Consider the following 11,793-nt stretch of genomic DNA (forward strand, 5'->3'; position numbering starts at 1 on the left):
TCGGTGATAACCGCTCCACTTCTTCCAGATACGGCGCCCCAGCCTTTGGCAAGCTCGCAGGGCTTCGTTGCGCCCGCCCGCTCCCTCCAGCGTTTGTCTCCAAGGCCTTGCATTCTTGCGCGGGGGAATCACCGCCTGCGCACCTCTTTGCGCTATCGCCGCGTGGCACCCCTTTGTGTCGTAGGCTCCATCCCCACCGACACTTGCCACCGGCTCATCGAGCGGTATCTGGGCCAACAGTTCGGGCAGCATGGGAGCATCGCCCACGCTGTTGTCTGTGACTTCAATGGCCCGAATCTCCAGCGTGTGGGCATCAATGCCCAGGTGCACCTTGCGCCATTGCCGCCGATATTCGGCTCCGTGCTTCTTGCGTTTCCATTCCCCTTCACCCAGGAACTTGATGCCCGTACTGTCCACCAGCAAATCCAGCGCTGTGGCGCTGCGCTGGTAAGGAAGCTGCACCTGCAGCGTCCTCTGACGGCGACTGATGGTGCTGAAATCGGGAACCCGCCAATTCAGCCCCGCCAGACGCAGCAGGCTCTGAATCAGTCCCAGGCTCTGGCGCAGTGCCAAGCCAAACAGGCACTTGATGCTCAGGCAAAACTGGATGGCCGCATCCGTGAACGTCTGCTGGCGACCCCGTTTGCCACTGGCAGGTGCGTACCACTGCATGTCTTTGTCCAGCCAGATCGTCAGCGCCCCTCTGACCTTGAGTGCGGCGTTGTACGCAGCCCAGTTGGTGGTCTTGTAGCGGGTCTTAGGCCCTTGGGGTTCATTCATGCGCCGAGGTTACCAGTGCAATGGGGCTGGTTTGTGCAACAAAGCCCTTGTGGCTTATGCTGTTTGGGGGTAACGCCAATTTGTCATCTAAGCAACGCGACCCAGCGCCCTAGATAATGTTGATGGGCTGGAATAACCAGTTCGCGTTGCAATTTGCTTCAACCCGATACCGGTGTCAACCAATTGCCGCGCAATAGCTAACCTCAAGTTTTCTAAATACTTTCCTGGTGATACCTGCATCACTTCCTTGAAGTAATTGGCAAATGATGTTCGCGACATTCCAGCCAAGTTAGCCAAACTTTCCAAGGTCCAAGGATGGGCTGGCTTGGAATGCATCGCTACCAAACTTTTAGCAATCCGCGGATCTGACAAAGCCTGAAACAACCCTGTGGATTGTTGTGGTCGAGAAGTCAGGTGTCGCATCAAGCTAACCAACAAAATATCGCCTGCCCGATTCATGAAGAAGGGTTGTCCACAACGACTGGCCTGCATTTCGTTTGCAATCAGCATCATGACTTGCACCAACGATGGATCAGCATCCTTCATGACGATTGAGATTGGCTTAGATTGCTCCGCTAAGAAGCTAGGCCCCATTGGCCCATCAAAGACAACATCAAAGCTCATGCAGCACTGCTGATCTGCTTGCAGAAGATTCTCAAAATAGCTCGCCGCAGGGCAAACCAACAATGACAAGGCGTCCTGCTGAATACCCGAGAAACTGTCGGTTGGATGATCAGATGTCCCCGTCTTGATGATGTGCAGCGAAAACCCGTCTGGCTTAGTTGCCAAGGTTACTTTCGGACTAAGTCCCTCAAGCAAGGCGGTGAGTCGATCTAAGCGCGGAGCGTCCATTTGTACGAATTGCAAATTTATATGTACGAATTGTTGCACCAAGTGCAGGATACTGCAATCTGTTCTAGTTTTTCACGTAACAAGTGAGGGCACATGTTTTCAAAAATCGCATCCATCACGCTGCCAATTTTTACCCTTGTGCTGGTTGGTTTTCTCTACAGCCGACGCGTCAAACCGGACCTAGGGGGAGCCAACAAACTGGTGGTGGACATCGCACTGCCTATTTTGATTTTTATCTCGTTGTCCGCTAAATCATTCGATCCCATTTCTGCCATGTCTTTCACTGGGGCATCGATCGTGTTGATTCTTCTGACTGGCCTGATCGCTTGGCCATTCGCAAAATTCTCAGGCGCATCAGTGCAAGCATTTTTGCCGTGTGCCATGTTCACTAATGTTGGTCCAATTGGCATTCCCTTGATTGCACTTGCCTATGGACCCGAGGGCATGGCTCCCGCGGTCGTTTTGTTGGTGATTTCTAATATCCTGCATTTCACGCTTGGTGCTGGCGTGATGAGCGGCAAAGTTGACTGGCGGATGGTTTATGCCAACCCACTTGTTTGGTCAACCGTATTGGGTGTTGCTAGTTCTCAATTGCAGATAACACTTCCGGAGTGGGTTCAAACATCCTGCACCATGATTGGCAGTGTACTGGTCCCGATGATGTTGATGTCACTCGGAGCAAGACTTGCCAGCAGTCAAGTGGCGGACGCATGGGTAGGTGTTCGCTCAGGCGTGCTTATTTTGATCATCAGGCTTGCTGCTGTACTTTTGGCCCTTTGGTTCATTCCATTGGAAGGACTAGAGCGTGGGGCATTGATCCTTTTTGCATGCTTGCCATCGGCAGTCTTCAATTTCATGCTTGCAGACAAATTTCAGGTGGAGCCTAACAAGGTGGCTTCCACAGTCATCGTTGGACATTTACTGAGTCTGGCTTTTCTGCCACTCGGGATTTGGCTGGCATTCATTTAAGTTTTTCATTCATAAGCAAAAAGGAGTTCATCTTGATCAAGTTTTATTTCCATCCTTCGCCCAACCCTTTAAAGATTGCCCTGTACCTTGAAGAGACAGGAGAGCCCTATGAGCTCATTCCTGTCGACACACGTAAAGGCGAACAGCACTCAGATAGCTTTAAGGTCATCAACCCGAACGCGAAGACGCCAGCCATGCTTGACGACGACATTCGAGTTTTTGATAGCAATGCGATGTTGCTTTATTTGGGCGAAAAGATTGGCAAGTTTGTGCCTGTAGGGACGCCAAAGAACAAAGCTGAGATGTATTCATGGCTGATGTTTGTAGCCACAGGTATTGGCCCTTACTGTGGTCAGGCTGTCCACTTCAAGCACTTCGCTCCAGAGCCCAAAGAATACGCAGTGAACCGCTATGACTTTGAAGCATGGCGTCATTGGAACCTCATCAACGACCACTTGGCACATCAGCCGTACATGATGGGCAATGATTACTCAATAGTGGACATGTCGGTATGGGGCTGGGCTCGCGTCGTCCCCTTTGTATTGGGTGCTGATGCTTGGGAAAAACTGCCGCACGTTAAACGCTTGCTTGATGAAATCAACGCACGTCCTGCGGCGCAACGAGCAGAAGCCTTGAAGACCAAGTTTGCTTTCAAAACCGAAATGGATGAAGACGCACGCAAAAAGCTGTTCCCATCTAACGAGCGCCTGAAAGCCTCTGGAGTGTGAGGCATGGTTGATTTTTATTACTGGACCACACCTAACGGCCACAAGGTCACGATGTTCTTGGAAGAGTCAGGTCTTGACTACAACATCAAACCAATCAATATCAGCAAAGGCGAACAATTCGTTCCTGATTTTTTGAAAATTGCGCCCAACAATCGCATACCGGCCATCGTAGATCACACACCTGTTGGTGGAAGCGAACCCATTGCCATTTTTGAATCGGGTGCCATTCTTTTGTACTTGGCAGACAAGACGAAACAATTTATCCCTCAGGACTTACGTGGAAGAAATGAATGCCTGCAATGGCTTTTCTGGCAAATGGGTGGTCTAGGCCCAATGGCTGGTCAGAACCATCACTTTGTCCAGTACGCACCAGAGCAACTGCCGTATGCCATTGATCGTTATGTCAAAGAAACATCACGCTTGTATGGCGTGCTGAATAAGCATCTATCAGATGGTCGCGAATACATTTGCGGTGAGTACTCTATTGCCGACATGGCCTCCTATCCATGGGTTGTCCCACACGAACGCCAACGACAAGACATGAGCCAGTTCCCCTACCTATCTTCATGGTTTGAACGGATTGGAAGTCGTCCGGCAACACAAAAGGCCTATGACATCGCAAAGTCGATCAATACCGCGCCTACTGTGGACCAGAACGCCAAATCCATTTTGTTTGGTCAAGATGCAAAGACAGTAGTTTGATTCCCAACTAGGAAATTTTCATGACTATAAAAGCAGTTGTTTTTGATGCTTACGGCACATTGTTTGATGTTTACTCCATCCAAGTATTAGCTGAAGAGCTCTACCCAAGCCATGGGGCTGACATTGCGGTGAAGTGGCGCGACAAGCAAATTGAGTACACAAGGTTGATTACGCAGTCTGATCCGCACAACGCATCTGGCAGTCAATACTTCCGTCCATTTTGGGAGCTGACACGCCTGTCATTGGAGTACACCCTAGACAGACTGAAACTAAATCGTGAATCGGATCAGGTAGAAAAACTGATGCAGCAATACGCTCACCTGACCCCGTTTACTGAAAATTTGGCAGTCCTTCAGAAAATCAAAGCTAGTGGTGTTACGACTGCCATCCTCTCTAATGGCAGCGTGGACATGCTGGCATCAGCTGTCAAGAGCGCGGGCATGGAAGATGTCTTAGATCAAGTCATATCAGTAGATTCAATACGCCTTTTCAAGACATCGCCCGAAAGCTATGGACTTGTGCAACAGACGATTCCCGTAAACAAAGATGAAATTCTGTTCGTATCAAGCAATGCATGGGATGCACTAGGTGCTACTTGGTTTGGCTTTACAACGCACTGGGTCAATCGACAAGGTTTGCCGTTTGAGGCTTTGACACCTCGCCCGCATTATTCCGGGCCAGATCTCAAGTCAGTCCTTCACTCGTTGGAGCTAGCGGAGTAATCATTGCTATGAAATTTCATCTACTTTTAAGTTTCATACTTCTTTGCACAGTGCCAAATGCAAATGCACAGCTGCTAGATGCAATTCGTGGTCATGCTCAAGACCTAAGAGTGCGATTTGACGATCACCAAAAAATCGAAGGCGAACTCATCAAACGAGGACAGATTGACAAAACAGCAAAGGGGCAGGATTTAATCCACAACTCCTCTGGCGAGTGGTCTGTCATAAAGGTAGGAAATCAATTATTTTTGCAATCAAGCGAGAACTTTAGATCCAGCCCAGGCCCTGACTACCATGTCTACATCAGTAGCAAATCTGCCATCAAGGACAACGATGAATTTAGCGTTCAACAAATTGAAGTTAGCCGGCTTAAAAAGCCTAATGGTGCCGCTTTCTATCTCCTGCCAACGCAAAACCCAGAAGACGTAACGAGTGTGCTAATTTGGTGCAAGCAGTTCAAAGAATACATCGGTTCGGCAGATTTACGGCAAGCAAAGTAAGTTGATCAGACAAGAAATTAATGAGCAGCATATGAAGTGCGAGCAATCGCACAGTCAATTCCACGGTTTTCACTTCGTATGCTTCTCATTTCGTTGAGTTCGACTCCCGAAATTGAACTCGATCAATGCACCCTACTTTCGTCTCACTACTGCACCAAACCTTGATTTCCCTTGGCTCCTAGTTTGATTGCCTTTTGATTGGCTCATCATTTGCCGAGTAAAATGCTATAGGACACATCAAAAGTGCTTTAAACCTCAGAAAAGTTACATTATGTAACTTTTGGCTTATTACACGGTTTATTACACGTTTATCGTTTTTGCCTATAAATTATTGATTTATATGGATTTTTGACGAGCCTGGCTTTCTGTTAATCAGAGGTTCTCTGGTTAAAACTTAGCTCATTATTTAGACCAATTTTTCTCAGTCATTGCACGTTTTATTACACGGTCGATGACCAAAAGCAAGCTGCATAAATCGATCTGTACAAAGTGCTACTCACTCCAACTCATACTATAGAAATTGTCTACCGTTATGGGGTAACGCCACTGATGTGGGTGAACACCAGATCGCTCCAGCCATACAGCGCCACCAGCCGGTAACACGCGGCCAAGCCCAGCCGCAGCTGCCATTCATCGGGGTGAACGCTATCTTTTAAGGAAGGAATCTCAAACGCCATGGCTGTGCTCCGCAGGTCAGCAAAAGGGATTCAGCTTAGCGGCAAGCGGGGCGGGGGGATGACTTGTTGGTGACTGGGCGTAAAGGGCTGCCAACGATGAGGCCGCACTCACCCCGGCCGCGTCAATTCCTCCAGCCGCATCAGCCAAGCCCGGGCGTGCACCCCGCCATCGGCCACATCCCCACACATCTCCACCGACGCTTGCAGTTGCCCACACATCGCGGGCCGTTCGGGTTGCCCAAAAACTTTGCAGCGCATTTGTTCGTCAAGTTGCACGCAGGGCACGCCCGCTGGTTTGCCTTGGGGCATGGTGGGGATGAGCGAGGAGATGGATGACTCGCGCAGCTGGAATAAGGCGCGCACAACTTGATGCCCAGGGCCTTGCAGCCAGGGCTGGAAGACGCGTTCGCAGGAGACGTAGAAGTTGTTGCCGTCAATGAGGGCGAGCTTGGCCGCAGGAGTGAAGGCCATCTGTGTGCCAACAGGAGCAACACGGCCACCTGCGCCAACGACCACCAGGAGGTGGCCGTTGGCGTTCCCCGCTTGTCAGCGAGGCTGGGCTTTACAGGGCGACTGGCACGGCTGGGAAGTCGACGTCGGTGTCGGCAATGTGGTTGGTGTAGTTGGTCAACACGTTGAGGGCCACGTTGGCGGTGACTTCGATGACCAGGCCATGGTCCACACCCGCTGCTGCGGCATCGGCCAGATCGCTGTCGGCCAACACGCCACGCTGACGGACGATTTTGATGGCCAGCTCAACCAAGGCCTTGTCTTGTTCGCCTTCGGCGGTGCCGCTTCGGGCTGCGCGGATGGCTGCTTCCGACAAACCAGCACCTTTACCGATCAGGGTGTGTGCAGACAAGCAGTACTGGCAAGCGTTGGTTTGGCCCACGGCCAATGCGATCAACTCGCGCTGGGCGGCGCTCAAGCGGCCTTTGCTCAGTGCGTCGGAGAAAGCCAGGTAGCCGTTCAGGGCGGCTGGAGCCTGGGCGAAGGTGGCAAACAGGTTGGGTACCATGCCGAGCTTGGCCTTGACGCCGTTGAGGGTGGCTTGGGTGGTGGCGTCGGCTTGGGCAAGTGATACAGGTGCGATACGTGTCATGGTGAAACTCTCGTTTTGAATGGCTGTGCGACATGCACCAGTGAATTGTGCGATACGTATAATCACTGAAAGTACAAGAAAGCATACCCAAAGTATCAAGCGCCGCCATGGACCGACTTTCACCTTTGTTTGCCCGCTCGGTGCCCAGCGCACGCGTGTTCTATTCGGGCAACCTGTGCCAGATCTCCGCCTTTGAGGCCGAAGCTCATGTGGGCCATGTGCATTTGATGCGCAGGGGCACCATGAGCGTGATCGACCGGCATGGGCGCGCCAGCAGGGTTGAAGAGCCCAGTTTGTTGTTTTTCCCGCAGAGTTCTGCCCACCGGCTGGTGCCCGATAGCGCCGACGGTGTTGACCTGGTGTGTGCGTCTGTCGATCTGGGCGACGAGGCCCGAGGCGCGCTGATCTCTGCCATGCCCGAGGTGCTGGTGATTCCGCTGAACCAGTCGTCCAGTCTTTCACCCGCGTTGGACCTGTTGTTCCAGGAAGCCTTTGACGAAAAGTGTGGTCGGCAAGCTGCGCTGGACCTGTTGATGGAATACCTGCTCATCTTGTTGCTGCGCCACCTGCTTGACATTTCATCGGTCACCACCGGCATCCTGGCGGCGCTGGGCGACCCACGTTTGTCCAAAGCGGTCACGTCCATGCACGACCGGCCCGGCCATGCATGGACGCTGGAATCGTTGGCCGAAACCGCAGGCATGTCGCGCGCACGCTTTGCCAATCACTTTCGAGAGGTGTCGGGCCTGACCGCGCTCGACTACCTCACGGCCTGGCGCATCACAGTAGTCAAGGGTTTGCTCAAACGAGGCAAGCCGCTCAAGTCCATTGCGCCCATGGTGGGTTACGCCAGCGCTGTAGCGCTTACCCGCGCTTTCACCCACCGCGTCGGCATGCCGCCACTTGCCTGGCTGCAAACGCACACCGATCAGGACTGAGGCTGCCCCATGCCAGTTGCCATGCGGGTTTGATGCATGCCTGCGGCCACGACGGACACACCGCAATGCTGCTGGCTGCGGCCGAACATATTGCAAAGTCCACCACGTTTGATGGCACGCTGAATTTGATCTTTCAGCCCGCTGAAGAAAGCTTGGGGGGGCGCGCAAGATGATTGAAGACGGCCTGTTTGACCGCTTCCCCTGCGACGCAATCTTTGCCATGCACAACCTGCCGGGCTTTCGGCCAGGTCAGTTGTTATTGCGCGAAGGCGCAACCATGGCGTCCAGCGAAAACATTCTGGTGCACATTGAAGGTAAAGGCGGCCATGGTGCCATGCCGCACCAGAGTGCTGACCCGGTCGTTGCGGGTTCGGCAATTGTCATGGCGCTACAAACCATCGTTTCACGCAACGTACCCCCACTGCACATGGCCGTGATCACGGTCGGCTCTTTTCAGTCGGGTGTGGTCAACAACGTCATCCCCCAAAACGCCACGTTAAAGCTTAGCGTACGGGCGCTGGATCGGGATGTGCGAGAGTTGTTGCGCAATCGCATTGTGGAGCTCGTTGAGTTACAGGCGAAAAGTTTTGGCGTGACCGCAAAAGTCGAGTTTTTGCCCGGTTACCCGGTGCTGGTCAATACCCCTATTGAGACGGGAATAGCCCGCGAAGTGGCGGTGGCGTTGGTAGGCGCAGATAACGTGGTGCTCCAAACTGAACCGCTCACCGCCAGTGAAGACTTCGCCTACATGCTCGACAAAGTGCCAGGCAGCTATCTATTCATCGGGAATGGCGATGCAACTAACGGAGGTCACGGGGCCTGCATGGTGCACAACCCCAATTACGATTTTGAAGACCGCAACATACCTGTGGGTGCTGCGTTCTGGGTCGCGTTGACTGAGCGCTTTCTGGCGTAGTTTTTTTATGAAATTCAGATCGGGAGAGATCGCGTTAAATCGCGACGCCGAAGGAGCAACCACCCCGGAAACTCTCAGGCAAAAGGACCGGTTTGAATCGTTGATATCTCTGAAGAGTTGCTGGTCTTAGTCACCCGGCACACCGCAGGAGCAAGTGGTTGCATTGAACACGATGGACCACGAATCTCTCAGGTTCTAAACAGAGGGGGTGCACCAGCCATGCACAGGGCTTGTTGGTGCTCAACACTTTGACGTTTTTGAAAGCTCATTCACTATGAAAACAATCGCAGTTATTGGCGGCGGCATCACGGGCGTCACAACAGCTTATGCCTTGGCAAAACGCGGCTTTTCCGTTACCTTGTTTGAACGCCATCGCTATGCTGCGATGGAAACATCATTCGCAAACGGAGGGCAACTCTCTGCATCTAATGCAGAAGTTTGGACGCATTGGTCCACCATCCTCAAAGGGCTAAAGTGGATGCTCAAAAGTGATGCGCCGCTGCTGGTCAACCCAGCACCTACGTGGCACAAACTCTCCTGGTTTGCAGAGTTCATTGCTGCGATGCCCCATTACGAGCGCAACACGGTTGAGACAGCTCGCTTAGCAGTCGCAGCCCGCAAACACTTGTTTACTTGGGCGCAGGAAGAAGGCATTGATTTCGACCTGAAGAAGGAAGGCATCCTGCACATTTACCGTGACAAAAAAGGGTTCGACCATGCAGGCAAAGTGTCAGTCATGCTGGCCAAGGGGGGCCTACCTCGCTATGCCGTGACCCCAGCTGAAATGAAAGCCATCGAGCCGACATTGGCAGGCACCTACTACGGTGGCTACTTCACTGAGAGCGATTCCACGGGAGACATTCACAAATTCACCAATGGACTAGCAAATGCGGCATCACGACTCGGCGTGCACACGCTGTATGGTCAAGATGTGACGTCGATTCAAAGCGATGGCCAACAAGCTGTCATCACCGTGACACAACAAGACGCCACCCCAAGCCTGCATACCTTTGATAGCGTGGTGGTGTGTGCAGGAGTGGGCAGCCGTGACTTTGCAGCTCAGCTAGGCGATCGCGTGAACATCTACCCCGTCAAAGGCTACTCCATCACCGTCAACTTGAACGATGAAGAAAGTCAATTGGGTGCCCCCACCGTGAGCTTACTGGATGACGAAACCAAGTTGGTCACCAGCCGCTTAGGCCTCAACCGTTTCCGCGTTGCAGGCACTGCCGAATTCAATGGCGTGAACCGTGACATTCGCGCAGACCGCATCCGCCCATTGATTGAATGGGTGGAACAATGTTTTCCCCGCGTTAACACACGCTCTGTAGTGCCTTGGGCAGGCTTGCGCCCTATGATGCCCAACATGATGCCTCGGGTGGGTCAAGGTAGAACTCCCAATGTTTTTTACAACACCGGGCATGGGCACTTGGGTTGGACGTTATCAGCCGTGACAGCTGAGCTGGTGTCAGACACCATCGTCAAAGCTGCAGCAAAGAAATCAGGATATTCAATGAACTTGCATGCAGTTGCTGCTGGCAACATTTAGAGTTCAAAATAATAAGCAGTAGGGGTCTTGCGGCTCTCTACTGCTTTTTTTCTTAACTTAGTTGGTGATTTTCTAAAAAATTAAACAACCTCATCATTGGTTATAGTTTTTTAACATTCAAGCCCGCCAAGCCGGCAGTTGCCAGTTGCGCCACAGTGCCAGTGCGCGAAGGCACACAGTAACAAATAAGCACCCCAGTAAGGCCATCCAGTCTGGAGCATCTAATGACCAAAGGACCACGTAAGTCCAGCCACCAGCAAAAGAACACACCGCGTAGGGGCGGTGGTCTTTGAAAGCCGTGGGAATTTCATTGCAAACCATGTCACGCAGCACACCACCAAAAACACCCGTGATCAGGCCCATTAAGACGGCGACTACTGGCGGCATGAGTGACTGCAAGGCGAGGTGAACTCCCGTCGCAGTAAATAGTCCCAAGCCCAGCGCGTCGGGCCAGAGTATTGTTCTTTCAGTTACTTCAAAATGCCGCTGTCGCATGAAGACCATAGCAAATACGCACAAGGCCAATACGCCCCAAAGCATTTCGGTATGTTGCACCCAAAAAAACGGGCGTTGATCAAGCAGCAAGTCGCGCAAGGTGCCACCTCCAAAAGCTGCCAGAAAAGCCACAACACAAATGCCCACCGCATCGAGCTTTTTACCCGCAGCTTTCATCAGTCCAGACAACGCAAATGCAGCGGTCGCTAACAACTCGACTATCAAATGTAGGGTGCCCCCCCATGATTGAAGTAAATACATTGAAAATTTATGTCACCAATTTAAAGTTTTCATAGCTAAAGCAAATTCAATCGCACTGTAAATTCCACGTTTTTAATTTTATAGGCTACTGGTCTACAACAGTTCGACTTTAAAAATTGAGCTCGAATAATTAGGGCTGTCACAGTTCGATGTCAGTGCATGGTCTCAAAAAAATTTTTTTGATTCGCGCACTAAGCAAAGCGTCTAACTTTTCCCCTGCTTGTTTAAAGCGCCAATTGCAAAATCTACTCCTGCGCTGGAAATTGACCTGCTTATTCAACTCCAATAAGTTGATCAACTCAATGCTGAACCGTCCAGAATCTGGACGCCCCTCCCATGTAGCTTTGAACTTCCACAGGTTTTAGTTCGCTTGCTATTCGTAACGTGTAACGTTTGGGAAGTAAGATGGCTCACAAACGTAGCAAAAGTGCACTAAACCTTGGAAAAGTTGCGAAACACAACTTTTGACCCAATTACACGAAATATTACACGTTTATCAAAAACACCAATAAGTCATTGATTCATATGGGATTTTGACGAGCCTGTTTTTCTGTTAATCAGAGGTTCTCTGGTTAAAACTTAGCTCATTATTTAGACCAATT

Annotated in this window: 12 protein-coding genes, 2 pseudogenes and 1 riboswitch; of the genes and pseudogenes, 8 read left to right on the top strand and 6 right to left on the bottom strand. The window is 51.5% G+C overall.

Features of this window, described 5'->3' with window-relative positions:
- On the bottom strand, positions 1–780 hold a 780-nt coding region (locus AADJ04_RS15675; RefSeq protein WP_341240182.1), incomplete at its 3' end, for an IS5-like element ISAte1 family transposase.
- An 87-nt stretch (positions 781–867) separates the two neighbouring features.
- Complete coding sequence (locus AADJ04_RS15680; protein WP_084601294.1) at positions 868–1,632, bottom strand: helix-turn-helix domain-containing protein; 765 nt, start codon at positions 1,630–1,632, stop codon at positions 868–870.
- A 93-nt stretch (positions 1,633–1,725) separates the two neighbouring features.
- Between AADJ04_RS15680 and AADJ04_RS15685 the strand changes: the two genes are divergently transcribed.
- Genes AADJ04_RS15685 through AADJ04_RS15705 form a run of 5 tightly spaced genes read left to right on the top strand, consistent with a single transcriptional unit; the run spans position 1,726 to position 5,253 of the window.
- Positions 1,726–2,601 (top strand): AEC family transporter, encoded by an 876-nt coding sequence (locus tag AADJ04_RS15685; RefSeq protein ID WP_044398520.1) that lies wholly within the window; start codon positions 1,726–1,728, stop codon positions 2,599–2,601.
- A gap of 32 nt (positions 2,602–2,633) precedes the next feature.
- Entirely contained in the window at positions 2,634–3,329 is a 696-nt protein-coding gene (locus tag AADJ04_RS15690; protein ID WP_043387357.1) for a glutathione S-transferase N-terminal domain-containing protein, read from the top strand.
- Between the two features lie 3 nt (positions 3,330–3,332).
- Positions 3,333–4,031 carry a glutathione S-transferase N-terminal domain-containing protein gene (locus AADJ04_RS15695; RefSeq protein WP_044398515.1) on the top strand — a complete coding sequence of 233 codons (699 nt, stop codon included), beginning with the start codon at positions 3,333–3,335 and terminating at the stop codon, positions 4,029–4,031.
- 20 nt (positions 4,032–4,051) lie between these two features.
- A complete protein-coding gene (locus tag AADJ04_RS15700; RefSeq protein WP_044398513.1) occupies positions 4,052–4,753 on the top strand; it encodes a haloacid dehalogenase type II in 702 nt (233 codons plus the stop codon).
- Between the two features lie 8 nt (positions 4,754–4,761).
- Complete coding sequence (locus AADJ04_RS15705; protein ID WP_081770863.1) at positions 4,762–5,253, top strand: DM13 domain-containing protein; 492 nt, start codon at positions 4,762–4,764, stop codon at positions 5,251–5,253.
- A gap of 535 nt (positions 5,254–5,788) precedes the next feature.
- Here AADJ04_RS15705 and AADJ04_RS15710 read toward each other — a convergent pair.
- From AADJ04_RS15710 to AADJ04_RS15720, 3 genes and pseudogenes are all read right to left on the bottom strand, one after another.
- Positions 5,789–5,930 (bottom strand): annotated as a pseudogene (locus tag AADJ04_RS15710) (class II aldolase); the annotation flags it as partial.
- Positions 5,931–6,038: 108 nt separating this feature from the next.
- Positions 6,039–6,293, bottom strand: a complete 255-nt coding sequence (locus AADJ04_RS15715; protein WP_052521058.1) for a hypothetical protein — start codon at positions 6,291–6,293, stop codon at positions 6,039–6,041.
- A 199-nt stretch (positions 6,294–6,492) separates the two neighbouring features.
- A complete protein-coding gene (locus tag AADJ04_RS15720) occupies positions 6,493–7,032 on the bottom strand; it encodes a carboxymuconolactone decarboxylase family protein (RefSeq protein WP_044398511.1) in 540 nt (179 codons plus the stop codon).
- A 107-nt stretch (positions 7,033–7,139) separates the two neighbouring features.
- Between AADJ04_RS15720 and AADJ04_RS15725 the strand changes: the two genes are divergently transcribed.
- From AADJ04_RS15725 to AADJ04_RS15735, 3 genes and pseudogenes are all read left to right on the top strand, one after another.
- Positions 7,140–7,970 (top strand): AraC family transcriptional regulator, encoded by an 831-nt coding sequence (locus tag AADJ04_RS15725; RefSeq protein ID WP_044398509.1) that lies wholly within the window; start codon positions 7,140–7,142, stop codon positions 7,968–7,970.
- Between the two features lie 2 nt (positions 7,971–7,972).
- Positions 7,973–8,886, top strand: a pseudogene (locus tag AADJ04_RS15730) (amidohydrolase); the annotation flags it as partial.
- Between the two features lie 10 nt (positions 8,887–8,896).
- Positions 8,897–8,986, top strand: a riboswitch (glycine riboswitch).
- A gap of 174 nt (positions 8,987–9,160) precedes the next feature.
- Positions 9,161–10,435: a D-amino acid dehydrogenase gene (locus AADJ04_RS15735; protein WP_044398507.1), complete on the top strand. Its 1,275-nt coding sequence runs from the start codon at positions 9,161–9,163 to the stop codon at positions 10,433–10,435.
- 117 nt (positions 10,436–10,552) lie between these two features.
- Here AADJ04_RS15735 and AADJ04_RS15740 read toward each other — a convergent pair whose 3' ends face one another.
- Positions 10,553–11,191 carry a trimeric intracellular cation channel family protein gene (locus AADJ04_RS15740; protein ID WP_341240183.1) on the bottom strand — a complete coding sequence of 213 codons (639 nt, stop codon included), beginning with the start codon at positions 11,189–11,191 and terminating at the stop codon, positions 10,553–10,555.
- Positions 11,192–11,793: the final 602 nt, after the last annotated feature.

Origin of the sequence: uncultured Acidovorax sp., from assembly GCF_964021665.1 — a bacterium.
Classification (GTDB): domain Bacteria; phylum Pseudomonadota; class Gammaproteobacteria; order Burkholderiales; family Burkholderiaceae_C; genus Acidovorax; species Acidovorax temperans.

Excerpts from the sequence above, each read along its gene's own strand:
- AADJ04_RS15725 (WP_044398509.1), top strand. The coding sequence starts at position 7,140 with ATGGACCGACTTTCACCTTTGTTTGCCCGCTCGGTGCCCAGCGCACGC.
- AADJ04_RS15705 (WP_081770863.1), top strand. The coding sequence starts at position 4,762 with ATGAAATTTCATCTACTTTTAAGTTTCATACTTCTTTGCACAGTGCCA.
- AADJ04_RS15740 (WP_341240183.1), bottom strand. The coding sequence starts at position 11,191 with ATGTATTTACTTCAATCATGGGGGGGCACCCTACATTTGATAGTCGAG.
- AADJ04_RS15735 (WP_044398507.1), top strand. The coding sequence starts at position 9,161 with ATGAAAACAATCGCAGTTATTGGCGGCGGCATCACGGGCGTCACAACA.
- AADJ04_RS15700 (WP_044398513.1), top strand. The coding sequence starts at position 4,052 with ATGACTATAAAAGCAGTTGTTTTTGATGCTTACGGCACATTGTTTGAT.
- AADJ04_RS15685 (WP_044398520.1), top strand. The coding sequence starts at position 1,726 with ATGTTTTCAAAAATCGCATCCATCACGCTGCCAATTTTTACCCTTGTG.
- AADJ04_RS15680 (WP_084601294.1), bottom strand. The coding sequence starts at position 1,632 with ATGGACGCTCCGCGCTTAGATCGACTCACCGCCTTGCTTGAGGGACTT.
- AADJ04_RS15720 (WP_044398511.1), bottom strand. The coding sequence starts at position 7,032 with ATGACACGTATCGCACCTGTATCACTTGCCCAAGCCGACGCCACCACC.
- AADJ04_RS15695 (WP_044398515.1), top strand. The coding sequence starts at position 3,333 with ATGGTTGATTTTTATTACTGGACCACACCTAACGGCCACAAGGTCACG.